The organism is Shewanella sp. M-Br (assembly GCF_036245925.1).
Lineage (GTDB): Bacteria > Pseudomonadota > Gammaproteobacteria > Enterobacterales > Shewanellaceae > Shewanella > Shewanella oncorhynchi.
Window position 1 is genome coordinate 13,592 of sequence record NZ_BJBV01000006.1, and the last position, 14,206, is coordinate 27,797.

General features: G+C 43.7%; 15 protein-coding genes and 1 riboswitch. Of the genes, 3 read left to right on the forward strand and 12 right to left on the reverse strand.

Translation table 11 applies throughout. From position 1 onward, the window contains the following. Positions 1–72: 72 nt before the first annotated feature. The 4 genes from AAA952_RS06155 to AAA952_RS06170 form a co-directional block, all read right to left on the reverse strand. On the reverse strand, positions 73–1,185 hold the full coding sequence (locus tag AAA952_RS06155; protein WP_338255356.1) for a phosphotransferase: 1,113 nt from the start codon (positions 1,183–1,185) through the stop codon (positions 73–75). Continuing rightward, on the reverse strand, positions 1,185–1,838 hold the full coding sequence (pnuC, locus tag AAA952_RS06160; RefSeq protein ID WP_028760296.1) for a nicotinamide riboside transporter PnuC: 654 nt from the start codon (positions 1,836–1,838) through the stop codon (positions 1,185–1,187). The genes AAA952_RS06155 and pnuC overlap by 1 nt, the downstream gene beginning before the upstream one ends. A gap of 46 nt (positions 1,839–1,884) precedes the next feature. Next, on the reverse strand, positions 1,885–2,145 hold the full coding sequence (locus AAA952_RS06165; protein WP_338255358.1) for a hypothetical protein: 261 nt from the start codon (positions 2,143–2,145) through the stop codon (positions 1,885–1,887). A gap of 97 nt (positions 2,146–2,242) precedes the next feature. Continuing rightward, positions 2,243–4,462: a TonB-dependent receptor gene (locus AAA952_RS06170; RefSeq protein WP_338255361.1), complete on the reverse strand. Its 2,220-nt coding sequence runs from the start codon at positions 4,460–4,462 to the stop codon at positions 2,243–2,245. Positions 4,463–4,516: 54 nt separating this feature from the next. Further along, positions 4,517–4,655, reverse strand: a riboswitch (TPP riboswitch). Positions 4,656–4,852: 197 nt separating this feature from the next. On the opposite strand from AAA952_RS06170, the gene AAA952_RS06175 reads away from it, so the two are divergent. Next, a complete protein-coding gene (locus tag AAA952_RS06175; protein ID WP_338255362.1) occupies positions 4,853–5,533 on the forward strand; it encodes a Crp/Fnr family transcriptional regulator in 681 nt (226 codons plus the stop codon). 67 nt (positions 5,534–5,600) lie between these two features. Here the strand turns inward: AAA952_RS06175 and tsgA are convergent, their stop codons facing one another. The 6 genes from tsgA to hinT form a co-directional block, all read right to left on the reverse strand. Next, a complete protein-coding gene (gene tsgA / locus AAA952_RS06180) occupies positions 5,601–6,776 on the reverse strand; it encodes an MFS transporter TsgA (RefSeq protein ID WP_131523888.1) in 1,176 nt (391 codons plus the stop codon). Between the two features lie 50 nt (positions 6,777–6,826). Further along, complete coding sequence (gene deoD / locus AAA952_RS06185) at positions 6,827–7,531, reverse strand: purine-nucleoside phosphorylase (RefSeq protein WP_012196924.1); 705 nt, start codon at positions 7,529–7,531, stop codon at positions 6,827–6,829. Between the two features lie 300 nt (positions 7,532–7,831). Continuing rightward, on the reverse strand, positions 7,832–8,227 hold the full coding sequence (locus tag AAA952_RS06190) for a YcfL family protein (RefSeq protein ID WP_338255369.1): 396 nt from the start codon (positions 8,225–8,227) through the stop codon (positions 7,832–7,834). A 169-nt stretch (positions 8,228–8,396) separates the two neighbouring features. Further along, positions 8,397–8,894 carry a PaaI family thioesterase gene (locus AAA952_RS06195; RefSeq protein ID WP_168823948.1) on the reverse strand — a complete coding sequence of 166 codons (498 nt, stop codon included), beginning with the start codon at positions 8,892–8,894 and terminating at the stop codon, positions 8,397–8,399. Next, the gene (locus AAA952_RS06200) at positions 8,881–9,408 is read right to left on the reverse strand and encodes a PaaI family thioesterase (protein ID WP_028760303.1); all 528 of its coding nucleotides are present in this window, start codon (positions 9,406–9,408) and stop codon (positions 8,881–8,883) included. Before AAA952_RS06200 ends, AAA952_RS06195 begins: the two co-directional genes overlap by 14 nt. After that, the gene (hinT, locus tag AAA952_RS06205) at positions 9,405–9,761 is read right to left on the reverse strand and encodes a purine nucleoside phosphoramidase (protein ID WP_006081303.1); all 357 of its coding nucleotides are present in this window, start codon (positions 9,759–9,761) and stop codon (positions 9,405–9,407) included. The genes AAA952_RS06200 and hinT overlap by 4 nt, the downstream gene beginning before the upstream one ends. Before the next feature lie 144 nt (positions 9,762–9,905). Here hinT and AAA952_RS06210 point away from each other — a divergent pair, with 144 nt between their 5' ends. Beyond that, positions 9,906–11,681, forward strand: a complete 1,776-nt coding sequence (locus tag AAA952_RS06210; protein WP_338255378.1) for a M61 family metallopeptidase — start codon at positions 9,906–9,908, stop codon at positions 11,679–11,681. 117 nt (positions 11,682–11,798) lie between these two features. Here the strand turns inward: AAA952_RS06210 and AAA952_RS06215 are convergent, their stop codons facing one another. Beyond that, entirely contained in the window at positions 11,799–12,434 is a 636-nt protein-coding gene (locus AAA952_RS06215) for a LuxR C-terminal-related transcriptional regulator (protein WP_219233747.1), read from the reverse strand. A gap of 297 nt (positions 12,435–12,731) precedes the next feature. On the opposite strand from AAA952_RS06215, the gene AAA952_RS06220 reads away from it, so the two are divergent. After that, positions 12,732–13,478, forward strand: coding sequence for a cytochrome b/b6 domain-containing protein (locus AAA952_RS06220; RefSeq protein ID WP_263255307.1), 747 nt, complete (start codon positions 12,732–12,734; stop codon positions 13,476–13,478). 97 nt (positions 13,479–13,575) lie between these two features. On the opposite strand, the gene cctA is transcribed toward AAA952_RS06220, so the two are convergent. Further along, on the reverse strand, positions 13,576–13,926 hold the full coding sequence (gene cctA / locus AAA952_RS06225; protein WP_105252823.1) for a tetraheme c-type cytochrome CctA: 351 nt from the start codon (positions 13,924–13,926) through the stop codon (positions 13,576–13,578). Positions 13,927–14,206 lie beyond the last annotated feature (280 nt).

The following is a 14,206-nucleotide window of genomic DNA, read 5'->3' on the forward strand; positions in this document are numbered from 1 at the left end:
CAATCGAGCGGTCAATGCCATAAGGGAATGAGCCATTATCATCAGATGGAAACTAAGCACACGCAATAATGGCTATTTGGGGGTGATCAGCGGCCAGAAGCAATCAAACCAAGCAAGGTAGTCGGCGCTACGACTGGGTTCTGTTTGCGCTGCCATCAATAATGCCCAGTAGCAAGCAAATACCCAATACATGTCAATAGCGGCAGGCACTGCCGTTACGGCTTGTGCAGTAACATAAGGATGTCCACTCAGATACTGTTTCACCAACACACTTTGCTGATAGGGCGTTAACCCATGGGTCGCTAACACTACAGCTAACTCACACAGTGGATGCGATGCCGTCGCATACTCAAAATCGATACAACACAAGCGGTTATTTTTGAGTAACAAATTATGGGGATTAAGATCGCGATGGCAAAACTGCGGCTTTATTATGCAGGCTGCTAACTCATCACACCAATGTTTGATTTCGATTTGAATTGCAAGCAGCTTAGCCACCCGCTCATTCCAATCGTGAGTATTGCTATCACCAATATCACTACCCTGCTTCAATGGCACAGCACGCCTTAATACTGGCTCACAAAATGTTGCAGAAGCCTGATAGGCAAGCATTTGTTGGTGATATTCCTGCCACTGCTCAGTGATACTAATAGCGTAAGGCCCTGTAGGCAGATCGCGTAATTGCAGCAATAACGCCAATAGCAAACAATGGGCTTGGTTAGGATTCGTTTCTTGTTCTGCTGCCGGATACTGTAAATAATTAAACGTCGATTGCCCCAGCACAAAATCAGCAGCACTCGTTTGGCGCTCTAACGCTGGCCAGTGGATTAAGACCTCGTTTTCAATATCGTCACTTTCAATATAATCACTTTCAATAAAATCACTGAGGTAATAACGCTCATCTTCGCTCACCCACAACAGTTCAGGAGCAAGTTTAGCTTGAGCCAATTGCTGCCAGTAAAAACGCTCCTGCTGGCGGTTGCAAAAACTGTCCGCCGCATCCGCATTCACCCGCAGCACATAACTGCCTGTGGGCGTAGTGATTTTATAGTTGTGATTACTTAAGCCGCCCGCAAGCTCATGAATACTTAACACGTTAACTAACCCTGCACTTTTGAGTAAGGGGTAAAGTGCTTTGAATGGCTCGCCTGCTGAGCGTTGCATCGAGGCGTTTATATCGAGCATTAACTGAGTAACTTCAAGGTATTAGCTTCACGGGCGTCGGCTAACGCGGTTCGCCACAGGAAATACCCCACGACCGCCAGCCCCACATAAAGCACGAATAACAAGGATGTCAGCATCAAGCCTTTGCTGAGGTAAAGGTAAATCGACACTATGTCGATAACCACCCAATAAAGCCAATTCTCAAGTACCTTTTTTGCCACTAAATAAGTCGTCATCACGGCGAAACAGGTTGTCGCCGCATCTAGATACGGGAATGCGGCTTGGGTATACGTCGCCATACCGTGACCAACCAAAAGCGAAATCACGCCCGTCGCTGCGATCAACTTTAAATGGGTTTTCAATGGCCAAGTGGTCACTTTTACGCCTTGATGCTTATCACCACCTTGGGTCCAGAGCCAATATCCATAGAGCGCCATCGCCATGTAATAGACGTTAAGCACAGACTCCATCAGTAGCGACACCTTCCAAAACAACACAGTGTAAATGGCTGTACTGGCAAAGGCCGCCGCCCAGCACCACACACTGGCCTTCATCGCCAGCAGTAAATATGCCATCGCCAGCAATACCGCGAGTGCTTCCCATACGGTCATCACATGGACTTCACCAAAGGCCGTATTAACGCTCTCGACCAAGGTTAACCATAAATCTGTCATAGTGTTGTTCTCATTGCCTATTTGTCGCTTACATGGCGGTCAATCATTATTCGCTGTGGGCTAAATTCAGCTCACCACCGATAAACTTACACACAAATACCGCCTTGCCCCACTTCTCATTGGCCGCTTGCATCTCGGTCGCCAGCATAGTCATCACATCTAAATAATCACCGCACACTTGAGTGGCCATCGCATTAGTCACGCGCTCGATATTGGGATAGCTATCCACGCGGCCAATAAACCACTTGATAGGGTCGAGGTAATTTTCATTAAAGGGATACATGCTAATTTCTGCGGTCAGTTTCATTTTAATTCCTTGATATTCAGAAGTAAGGCTGTAGCCCAAATACTGGGCTACAGTTCAGTTAACACTTAAATGATTATGCTCACTTTAAAATGAGCTATTACATAAACTTAACGTTAAAGGTTACGCCAATCTGACGCGGATCGCCGTAACGAATATATTGCTTTTCCGCCCAACCGTTATCTGGCTCATTGCCAAAATAGAAGCCACGCACACCGTATTCTTCATTAAACAGATTGCGTCCCCACAAATATGCCGACCATGCGCTCGCCTCATAACCTACGCGGGCATTGACGATAGTGTAGGGTTCAGAGCGGGATTCATTGCTGTCTGAATAATAGAATTCACTCTTACCGCTAAGATTCAGGTTAGCAAACCAACCCGAATTAGCACGATAAGTCCCGCCAAGGCTGTAGGTAAGATGTGGAGAATGGGCCAGATCGCGGCCAGTTAAATCCACCTCAGTACCATATTTATCCTGATACTGGTAGTCACCGTAGGCCGTTTCTAACCAACCTAAGCTTGAGTAAACTTGCAGATTATCCGTGGCATACCAGGTTGCATCTAACTCAGCGCCATAGTTATTCGAACTGCCTGCATTTTCAGTGAACAAGATAAAACGCTGTGGTTTATCGGGATCTTGCTGTGATGCAGCCACCTGTTGATCTTGTCTGTCCATATAGAACAGCGCCAAATTAGTATCGATAAGTCCCGCTAACCAATGGGATTTAAGGCCGATTTCATAGTTATAGAGCGTCTCAGTACTAAACTCTTTTTTATCGTTCAATTCGACGGGCAAAGTCATGTTGAAACCGCCCGCCTTGTAACCGCGTGCGACTCGGATATAAGCATTGTGTGAGTCGTTCAGCACTTTACTCACAGCAATATGACCGCCCCACATGGTTTCGCTCGGGTCGAAATTATCGTTATTCGTATCAGAGTAATGGCTGTTGCGGCGCTCTAAACGTAGCCCCACAGATAAAGCATAATTTGAGCCCAAATCCGTATCAAGCTGGCCAAACAGTGCATAGTTTGTCGCCTCATACTCTGAGTCTAAGACTTCATCTAGCGAAGCATTGTATTCAGAATACAATTGGTTATCTTCTTTCAGATTCATGGCATACACACCAAGCAACCAATCAGTACTCTCTGCAAAAATACGGCCCTGCTCGGTAGAACTTAGGCGAAACTCTTGCGACGCGGTTTTACGCTGACCTGTTTTATCCCAAAAATAATCGTATTGACACAGCGCCAGATTACCATTGTCATCATTGCATTGCTTAGAGGCCCAATATTCTGAGTTAGCCCAATCGCCATCGTAACTGTAATGGTGATCGGTATTGGCAAAAGAGGTTAACGAGGTTAGCTCAAAGGTTTCTGCGCCAGAATAGGTCGCTTTAAAACCCGCGCCTGTGGTGCGCTGACTATCAACACCCGGTTGATCCGATGTTGTCTGAGTTGGTGAATTAGTTAAACTCCACACATCATAGCCATTATCAAAATCGGCATGCAGCACAGTTAAATCAAACTGCAAATCATCTGTCGCATACCAGCGCAGCTTAGCGCGGCCGCTGAATTCATCGCGACCATTGGTATCATCACGACCTAAATACAGGTTATCGTGGTAACCATTTTGCTGATGTTGCTGCATTGACACACGAAAAAGCAGCTTGCCAGAATCCGTTAATGGGCCAGAACTGAAACCGCTAAAAGTGCGCAAATCATCATCGCCTAACGACACTTCGCCGCCATGCTCAAAAACATCAGTTGGATCGTTACTTTTCAGATAAATCAGTCCCGCTAAAGCATTCGCGCCATAACGTGTGCCCTGTGGTCCACGTAACACTTCGACCTGTTGTAGATCGTACATGCTCGACACCATACCAATACCGGATAAATCGATATCATCTATGATGTAACCCACGGAAGAATTAGGTGCGCCTTGGTATTGTTCCTGCTCCCCTACACCGCGAATTTGAAAATATTTCGGCCGAGAGCTTCCACCTGACCAGTTAAAATTGGCGATAGAATTAAGCAGATCTTCAAAGTGTTGCGCACTTTCATCTTGAATTTTTTGACTGTCGATAACGGTAATGCTGGAGGGCATTTTTTCTAAGCTTGAACTGCGAAAATCCGCCGTCACCACCATGACTTCCATCTCAGTGCTGGGATCGGGTTTATCGATAGCGTCGGTTTGTGCAAAAACAGGGGGGCTCAGCGCTGCGGCGATGGCTAACGCCAGCGGCGCTCGGGTTAAAAATAAGCTTGGCGATACGGTTGAGAATGGAGATTGATGGTTTGACGTTTTACGGTTTGACATAGGACCTCAAATATAATGTTTGAGATCCGGCAACGAATAAGCGATTCAGAAGTGTGCTGTTGATTGGCCCATTCCTACGCCGGTATTAGCCGGATCAGGTTCTAAGGGTTCGTCAGATGACATCTCAGTTTGCAGCCGTTAACGTTAAAATCAGAGTAACATTAATGCACAACAAACACCCCTTGGCGGCGCCTAGTATACATGACGGAAATAAAAAGTGGGCACTCTTATCTCTGCGATTCAATTAAATGTCGCGAAAACCACTGCCCTTCAGTTCGTATGATGAAAATATCTTTAGTAGCCGCCTAAATCCTTTCGTCCATTTGACCGCCTATCATGATAATGCTATAGAAGGTCGCAATTTCGAACACAGTAAGAGGATCATAGTCGATGCAGCTAAAACCTTTATCGAAAGGACGTTATAGCCAGCGATGGGAGCAAGACTATCCACTTATTGAAGCGGTTGTACTTAGCTGTATCAGCGATATAAAAATGCTCAAAAAAGGCGCTCACCTCATGATGCAGGGGGAAGCGATGGCATCACTTGTATTGGTGAAGCAAGGTCGCGTATCACTCGGCCATACCGCGAGAAATGGTCGGTGTTTTCAATTAGGTACTATTGATTGTGATTCACAGCTGTTTGGCGAAATGGAGTTCTTCACCCAGTACCATTGTCAACTAGACATTATTGCCAGTGAACCCTTAGAAATCATGTTGATTAGCGCTGAAAAACTACAACATTGCCTCGGTCAACACCCTCAACTCGCGCTATTTTTTGCTAGTGCAATTGCGATTGACTACCAAGACACAGTGGATATTTTTACTCGGCGACTGCTCTATCCCATCAGTTATAACGTGGCATTTGATATTTATCATGAATACTTAAATGACTTGCCCGTAGATGGCTTTAGTAAACGCTATTTAGAGGCTGAACGATTTGGTACTACCGACCGAGTCTACCGTCGGGCACTACAAAATCTTGAGGAACGAGGCTTAATTGAGCGGAAAAAAGATGGCATTCGGATTTGTGATCTCAACGCACTCAAGAAATTTGTTGAAGCAGGTATATAACCGCTTTCAACATAACCCACACTCGACTTAATTTAACAACCGAGTGTGGGATGGATGCACAGGTAAATTAACTTACCGATGGCGAGTGTTGTTCCATAGCCGATTTCATCCGACTTGAAACGATCAATAGCATAAATATCGCTGCGTAAAGCAGAGGTATCACATACATCACTGTTTGTAATCCGATAATACGTTCAAAGAAAGAACTGATGGCTGGGCTAAACATCGCCCCTGCACTTCCGCTAATAAGAATATATGACACATTTTTGCTGCTAGCTTTTTTTACAAAAGACACGCCATAAGCAATAAATGCATTATAAAGAGCAGCACACACAAAACCATAACCATAGGTTAAATAAGCTATCCAATTAAGATTATTGGTACTGACAATGGCAGCGGTGATCACCATAGCTAAAGCAATAATACCGACTAAGAAATGGTGAATTTTTACACGAGTCACAATCACAGTCGAAATTAACGCCCCAATTAGCGCAGCGGACCAATACTGGGTAATAATATTACCGGCATCTTCAAACGGAATATCAAATTTTTGTTTTACAAATAAAGGTGCCCAAGTTAAAAAAGTATATAAAGCCAGCATTCCTAAAAATAAACCAATACCTCCACTAATAATGCCGAGATTCCATTCAGACTGTTGTTTCTCTTGTGTTGTAGAAGATTGCTCGCAAATAGAGAAATGAGTGAACAAGGTAATAATGACTGTACCGAACGCCACTAAACCTACGGCTAAATAGCTATAACTCCATGATAATGAACTTGTTAATGCATAAGTCGTTATCAATGGAAAAATAACGCCTGCAATATTAAATGTCGCATCTTGCACCACTAACATTGTGCTTTGTAATTTCTCCTGCCACACAGACACCACAATCGTACCAGCAATACATAAACCGATACCGCCACAAAAACCAATTAAGGTCATTGCTACCATCACAACTTGTAGGGAACTGGTTAGATGTAAAGCCAGAGCAGAAAGAGCAACCAGACTGTAACTTATCAAGGTCATTCTTTTGATACCCATTTTTTCAATAAAGAAAAATGCTGCAATCGTCCCCGCGAGTGCACCACCATTGAGCAATGAAAAAATTGATGCAACTTCGTTAACATTAGCGGCAAATTTTTCAGCTATGGGTTCAATCAACATCCCAAATTGGGTCGCAAAGCCCGCCATAATAAAATTGGCGAGAAAACTGATGGCTGTTAAAGTAATTTTATTATTCATTATGTCATTCCATAAGTGAAATGCTAAGGGTTCAAAGGATGGCTTTAAACCTAATTGAGGGCGGTTTCTAACGCGAGCTCGATCATATTATTAAAAGAGAGTTGACGTTCTTCGGCCGTTGTTTCTTCACCGGTTAAACAATGATCCGATACCGTTAAAATGGCTAATGATTCGATACCTTGTTGGTGTGACAATCCATAAAGCCCCGCCACTTCCATATCAATACCTAATACCCCAAAACGTTCAAGTGCGGGGATCATATCTTCATCGGGATCGTAATAAAGATCGCCACTAAAGATATTGCCAACTTTTACACTAATGCCTTTCTCATTCGCTGTTGTATAGGCTTTATGCAATAAAGAAAAGGTCGCAGAAGTTGCCATTTGGTAGCCGCTACTACGCTTAGCGTTAGTAGGTGAATCCGTGCCTGCGGCTTGGGCTAAAATGACATCTCGCATTTGTACATGTTTTTGTGTTGCACCTAAGCTGCCAATACGAATAATGCGTTTCACGCCAAAATAATTAATCAGCTCATGGCCATAGAGCACCATAGATGAAATACCCATACCATGACCCATAACGGAAATACGCTGTCCTTGGTAAAAGCCCGTGTAACCAAGCATATTGCGAACATTCGTGACTTCTACGGCATCGGTGAGATAGGTTTCAGCGATATATTTAGCACGGAGTGGATCACCCGGCATAATAACAGTTTCAGCAAAATCAGTAGGTTGAGCATTAATATGAGCAGTCATCTTTCTATCCTCATGTGGTAATATGCTGATAGTAGTGCTCAATCACTGAATGTATTTAGGACTAAAGTCCGGATTTCACCTTGTCGTAAACCTTTTTACTTAAAAATGGGTAATTTATCGCAACTTTCAATGTCAAAAAGACGAAAGCTAATAACATTTGAGTGACTTTAAGGTCATTGAACGTTGATGTAAAAAGAATAAAAAGGCTTGCTCCTTAAAAGAAGTAAGCCTTTTTAGAACGGGTTTAATATCAAAAAATCAATTAAACACGGAATAAACTAAACAGAAGTAAACTCAAGCTTAGTTTGAAAAGGTTTCACGCACGTATACATCAAATTTAACCACTAGGGCATTAGGTGCAACAGCGCCGACTTGCAATTGCTGTTTACCATGTAATTTCACAGATTTCCAGCTGGTCGCTTCATCTTCGATAGTAAAGCCGCTGGCATCGTACCAAGTGAATTTATATTGCACACGCATATCGGAAGAGGATTTGCTAACAATCAACGCTGAGCCCTGCACTAAATCACCGACTCGGCGTGCATCCACACTCTGTACCGCAATATCTCTGGCAAAGCTGGAGTTATCGACGCGGGTTTCACCCAGTGAGCTCACTGAAATCCCTGCGGTATGTGAGGCACAAGCACCTAAGGTAAGCGCTGCGGCCAGTAATAACCCTGTATAAACTTGTTTCATATATTTCTCCTAGTCACGCCACAAAATACGCAGCTAGCGCATCATTTCCCATTAAACGACAAACTAATCGAACAGTGCTGAACTCATGCTTAATAACATAGGTTAAATAAAGCATTCTCAATCTAAAATAGTGAATCAGTCATGCTTCATCAATCTAAACTTAATCAGATTAATCAATCAAAAAATGTGCCCGTGCCGTAGCAATAAGCTGCTTACGATTGGTTTGCCAACAATCAATATTCACGTTGGCGACTCGTCGACCCTGACGGGTAATACGACACTCAGCAAAACTATCCTTGTGCAGACCTGCACGTAAATAGTCGATTGAAAAATCAACGACTTTAGGCACCTTTGCCGTTTGCATAAATACCATTAACTGCACTATCGCTGACATTTCCATAAAGCCCGCAATCACGCCGCCATGAATAGCGGGCAATACAGGATTACCGATATTGTCGTCTTTAGCGGGCAATTTAAAAATCAGTTCATCACCAAAACGCTCCACCTTCATGCCAATAAATTTGGCATAGGGAACGTGTTCAAGTAAATGGCCAAAATCATTAAGTTCAGTGGCGCGTTTAACTATACCTTGCACATCAATAGGCGCTTTAACCTGTGCGTTTTGAGTTGTACTGGCTGCATCTAGTATCGAATTATTTGCGCTCATCACTCTCTCCTATCGCAGGCACGGCTTCACCCATTAACGCTTGCCTAAAGGCATCACCAACCATTTCAGGGCTTATCCGCATAAAAGAGCCGACGGCATGGGCGATGGGATCGTCGATACTGTCTTGGTAAGCAATTGCACGGGTAAAGGCAATATTAGAAGACAACTTGTAACATTCAGCAAATCCAAACACTGGCTTATGGGGCTGAGCGGGCTTCATGTAATCCACCCGCAAATCGAGCGTGGGTGATATTTCTAATAATTTGAATTTATGGAAAATAGCGCTCACGACTGCACTGCCACACGCGGTATCCATTAAAGTAGTGATCACCCCGCCATGGATAACACCGGTATCGGGATACCCAATTAATTCAGTGCTGTAGGGCAACTCAATCAACACATGGTGCTCACTCGCCTCCAATACGGTTAAACCGAGGCGACGACACTGAGCTAATTGATCCACAAACCGCTGCGCCATTTGGGTCAACGGGAAAAAATCCGAATTGACCTTCATTTGCCTTGGCTCAACATGGGCCCCAGAGGCTCCCCGCCCACAAGGTGGAAATGAATGTGATAGACTTCTTGTCCACCGTGTTGATTGCAGTTCATGATCAGTCGGTAGCCATCTTTAGCGATACCCGCTTCAGCCGCCAATTTAGCCGCAACCGTCATCATACGGCCAAGTACCGGCTCATCAGAGGCTTTCATGTCGTTCGCCGTTGGGATCAAATGATTCGGCACAATCAAAATATGCGTTGGCGCCTTAGGGGAAATGTCTCTAAAGGCAGTCACAAGTTCATCTTGATACAGAATATCCGCGGGAATTTCGCGACGAATAATTTTGCTGAAAATCGTTTCTTCGGCCATGGGGCGTCCTCCTTGGGTTAGTTGGCATAGTATACTAGCAATTCAATACTTTGTGTCTGCAGATATTTTGCTTTTCATTTGCCAGTTGCAGGCATTTTTGGCAGCATGGCCACCATTAAAACACTCAGGTTTTGCAGGATAAATATGATCCATTACCAGATAATCCCCATCGATCCGAAAGCCCATTTATTCGCTATCACTATGACATTATCACAACCCAAGCCAGTGCAGGTATTTAGCCTACCCGCTTGGCTGCCCGGCAGTTATATGGTGCGCGACTTTGCCAAAAATATCATTGAACTCAAGGCACAAGATGCACAAGATGCACAAGGCCAAACGCTTAAGCTCACCCAACTAGATAAACAAACTTGGTCGGTTGACAATAATAGCAGCGAAATTATTCTGACTTATCAAGTGTATGCTTGGGATCTGTCGGTGCGCACCGCGCATTTGGACATGACCCACGGCTTCTTTAACGGCAGTAGCGTGTTTTTATCTGCCCATGATTTTGAAGACACTTTACACACCGTCTCTATAGATCCACCCACAGAGTCAACATTAAGTGACTGGCGCCTTGCTACCAGCATGACTCGCACCAGTGGTGACGATTTTGCCTTCGGCCAATTTTCAGCTAAAAGCTATGACGAGCTCATAGATCATCCGGTGGAAATGGGTTTATTCACCTTAGGAAGTTTTGATGCCTGTGGCGTGAGGCATGATATCGTACTCAATGGTCGCCACCGTGCTTGCATGCCAAGGCTCTGCCAAGATTTAAAGACCATTTGTGAGTATCAGATTAACTTCTTTGGTACGCCTGCACCGTTTAAGCGTTATTTGTTTATGACCACAATATTAGACAATGGCTTTGGCGGTTTAGAGCACAGAGCTTCTACTGCATTAATGTGTTCACGCAAAGACTTACCGCTGTCGCTAGATATGCCAATCAATAATGACTATCGCACTTATTTATCCCTGTGCAGCCACGAGTATTTCCACAGCTGGAACGTTAAGCGCATTAAGCCTGAATGCTTTTTACCCTATAAACTTGATGCAGAAACCTATACGCCACAATTATGGGCCTATGAAGGCATCACCTCCTATTACGATGACTTTCTTACCTATCGTGCAGGTCTGGTAGATGAAAAAAGCTATTTAGATATGCTGAGTGAAACCTTCACCCGTGTCTATCGCAGCCAGGGACGCTTTAAACAAAGTGTTAAGGACTCAAGCTTTAATGCTTGGACTAAGTTCTACAAGCAGGATGAAAACGCACAAAATGCCATCATCAGTTATTACACTAAAGGGGCTCTGTTTGCGCTGTATTTAGATTTAACCCTGCGCAGCGAAACCCAGGGCAAATACAATCTCGACCATGTTATGCAGATTTTATGGCAGGAATATGCTCTGCAAGATAAAGGCACCACAGATACTTGCCATCAAGCCATCGTTGAACGACTCCTTGGTCGTGATTGCCAAGATCTGTTTGCCTACTTAGATAGTACGGACGATATTCCGTTAGCGGCTTTACTCGCCGAATTTGGGGTCAACTTGAGTCTTCGATCCAGTCAAGGTGCGCAAGATGTGGGCGGCGGGCAAGCGAAAGGTTATGAGATTGCATTCGGCGCGAAAACCCAAGCAGCACCTGTAGGATTAAAAATCGTGACAGTCACCCAAGGCAGCCCTGCACACCTTGCAGGGTTAAGTGCAGGTGATGTGTTAATTGCCGCGGATAACCTACAAGTCACAGGACAATTTGAGGCGCAGCTACAGCAGTATCCGCTGGGTGAATCGTTGAATTTACATTGGTTTAGACGGGATGAATTGATGACGGGTGAATTGATGATAACTGCCGCGCCTAAGGATACTGTCGCCCTATCCATTCGTGACAAAAGCAAAATAGCGGCTTGGCTTGGACGTTAATAGGCTTTCGGCTTAAGACTACTTTTGAGAAATAATAAAAGGGGCTTTAGCCCCTTTTATCTGAGATAAGACTTAACTTAAACGTATATCCGTTTGTATATCAATACTGATATCGACTTAAACCACCACATCGTGCAAATAGGTTTGTGCCCACGCAATCGCTTGACCACGGCTAGACACTCCAATTTTACGGAATACTCGGTACAAATGGGTTTTTATCGTGCTTTCACTGACAAACAACTGATTGGCGATATCTAAATTAGTACTTCCCGTCAACAATGCTTGTAATACTTCACGCTCACGGATAGTTAACGGTTCAGTGTCTTCGAACAACCCAAAATCATCATTTACCCCATTAATGAGCTGAATTGGGATGACCCTATGACCTCGTAAAATATTCGAGAGTCCTAGGCTTATCTCAGTTAAACCTGCATCGAGATAAAACACCCCTGCAGTTGTGGCAGCTTGCATTAAGAAACGTGCATCCACTTGTTTAGGGAACTGTAAATAGACAACTCGTACACTCGGTTGCTCACGGGCAAGTAAACGCTGAAATTGGTGGGCTTTTTGAAGATCAACAGTCGCTAAATCGATCACGACCATGGAGGCATTATTTTCTTTGATTTTCTCACACATCTCATCAGGGCTGACTTGGGTCAACTTAACGAGAAACTCCTGCGGCCAACGTCCTGCGAGCAATTCCATCAATACTTGCGATCGTGACACTACAATCCAATGTAATATTTTGAACATCCTGCTCACTCCCTGTCTGGTTAACGATTATTCACTTTAAGGATCTAAGATCCTCCAAATACGACTTCAACATCCGTTCAATAGACTTCCAAGTCTACCGTGGTCACGATATTAGCATTAGATAAAACAGATTAAAAAGACTTACGTAAAAAATATTTACCGTACGCAAATCAAAAACTTCTAACACTTTCGTTGACTACACTATCAATCAGAAGTCTTAATTGAAACTGAAAAAAATTACTGAAATTTTAGGATAAAAGCGTAAGATCATACCAACACAAAAAATAAGGAAATTCCATGTCCAGCAGTAACCCCACCGCTTTTGAAATAAAATCCTATCCTGTGTGGGACAAACCGACACGATTATTTCATTGGATTAATGTCATTCTTGTGCTCGCACTCATCTTAGTCGGTGGCATCATGATGTATCGCACTGAGCTAGGCATATCTGAGTTAACAGGTAAAATTGGCTTGAAAACTTTACACGTGTGCATAGGATATGCGTTTGCAATAAACCTCATCGTCCGCCTTGTGTGGGGTTTTATCGGTAACAAATATGCGCGTTTCAGCCACATGTTTCCCAATGCTAATAGCAAAAGCGAATTAATAGCTTATAAGACTGAATTAGCCGCGGGGAAAAATCCGCAGTATTTAGGTCATAACCCTAAAGGTAAATTTGCCGTGCTGGCCATCATGTTGCTATTAGTGACCATAATGATCACTGGACTTTTGCGTGCAGGTACAGATATTTATTATCCGCCGCTAGGTAGTGCTGTACAAAGTTATCTTGCTGATACCAATGTCGAACCAACAAGCTTAAAACCCTATGATGCAACGGGTGTGAACGCAGAAAAAGCGGATGCACTTAAACCAATGAAAGGATTGGCAGGTCAAGTGCACGTCTATGCGGTTTATCTGTTGTTACTGCTGATGTTATTACATGTATTCGCGGTGATTTATACTGAAGTAAAACGTCAACCAGGGATTATTTCAGCCATGTTCTCCGGCAAGAAGATCATCCAAGGTCAGCCAAAAGACGAGTAATCGGTTAGTAAACGGATAAAAATAACGCCAGCATTTGCTGGCGTTATTTATTTAGACATGAAGGTATATACCAACTTTTCTAAACGTATTTTTGAGATTATTTTTTCAGAACAGTTGCTGGGGTACGACCATCATCATGGCAACTTTCACAGGTAGGTTTTTGACCGACATTCATATCATGTACCGCATGACAATCTGCACAGACTAAATTACCGTCATGTGGCTTATGCACAGCGTCCATTTCAGCATAGGTACCATGACAACTTTGGCACTGTGCAAATTCAAAGGCACCATCCGCAGAAGGTGTACCATCTTTATGACAGCTTTCGCATCCACCCGACTCAGCATGGAAATCAGACAATTTTTGATCTGCAGCAAATGCGGTTGGCGACAGCGCTAACGCTGCAAGACTTGCCCCGAAAAGCGCACTTAATAGTTTTTTGCTCACAATAGTATCCTCCAATGGCGATTGTCAGTGGAAATTCTTGTCAGGGTGACTTCCATCTCTCAACCAAAATAAATAGCACGACTCGATATAACTTAGCTAAGGATGAACGAATAAGCAAACCCAAACTAAGCGACACAACTTTATCAACATACTCAAGGGTAAAATGTGCGCTGCATCATGTAACCACATGCTTATATAAGAGTTTTACATCTACCTAACCTAGAGGCTACATAATGTAAATCCCTAAACTGGCAAGCGACAGAATAAATCCCCCTTAATC

What these genes read in the sequence shown, in the direction of transcription:
- AAA952_RS06195 (WP_168823948.1), bottom strand. Translation starts at nt 8,894, where the DNA reads ATGAGCGCAAATAATTCGATACTAGATGCAGCCAGTACAACTCAAAAC.
- AAA952_RS06200 (WP_028760303.1), bottom strand. Translation starts at nt 9,408, where the DNA reads ATGAAGGTCAATTCGGATTTTTTCCCGTTGACCCAAATGGCGCAGCGG.
- AAA952_RS06190 (WP_338255369.1), bottom strand. Translation starts at nt 8,227, where the DNA reads ATGAAACAAGTTTATACAGGGTTATTACTGGCCGCAGCGCTTACCTTA.
- AAA952_RS06155 (WP_338255356.1), bottom strand. Translation starts at nt 1,185, where the DNA reads ATGCTCGATATAAACGCCTCGATGCAACGCTCAGCAGGCGAGCCATTC.
- AAA952_RS06220 (WP_263255307.1), top strand. Translation starts at nt 12,732, where the DNA reads ATGTCCAGCAGTAACCCCACCGCTTTTGAAATAAAATCCTATCCTGTG.
- AAA952_RS06165 (WP_338255358.1), bottom strand. Translation starts at nt 2,145, where the DNA reads ATGAAACTGACCGCAGAAATTAGCATGTATCCCTTTAATGAAAATTAC.
- AAA952_RS06175 (WP_338255362.1), top strand. Translation starts at nt 4,853, where the DNA reads ATGCAGCTAAAACCTTTATCGAAAGGACGTTATAGCCAGCGATGGGAG.
- deoD (WP_012196924.1), bottom strand. Translation starts at nt 7,531, where the DNA reads ATGACTGCTCATATTAATGCTCAACCTACTGATTTTGCTGAAACTGTT.
- AAA952_RS06210 (WP_338255378.1), top strand. Translation starts at nt 9,906, where the DNA reads ATGATCCATTACCAGATAATCCCCATCGATCCGAAAGCCCATTTATTC.
- AAA952_RS06215 (WP_219233747.1), bottom strand. Translation starts at nt 12,434, where the DNA reads ATGTTCAAAATATTACATTGGATTGTAGTGTCACGATCGCAAGTATTG.
- pnuC (WP_028760296.1), bottom strand. Translation starts at nt 1,838, where the DNA reads ATGACAGATTTATGGTTAACCTTGGTCGAGAGCGTTAATACGGCCTTT.
- hinT (WP_006081303.1), bottom strand. Translation starts at nt 9,761, where the DNA reads ATGGCCGAAGAAACGATTTTCAGCAAAATTATTCGTCGCGAAATTCCC.
- AAA952_RS06170 (WP_338255361.1), bottom strand. Translation starts at nt 4,462, where the DNA reads ATGTCAAACCGTAAAACGTCAAACCATCAATCTCCATTCTCAACCGTA.
- tsgA (WP_131523888.1), bottom strand. Translation starts at nt 6,776, where the DNA reads ATGAATAATAAAATTACTTTAACAGCCATCAGTTTTCTCGCCAATTTT.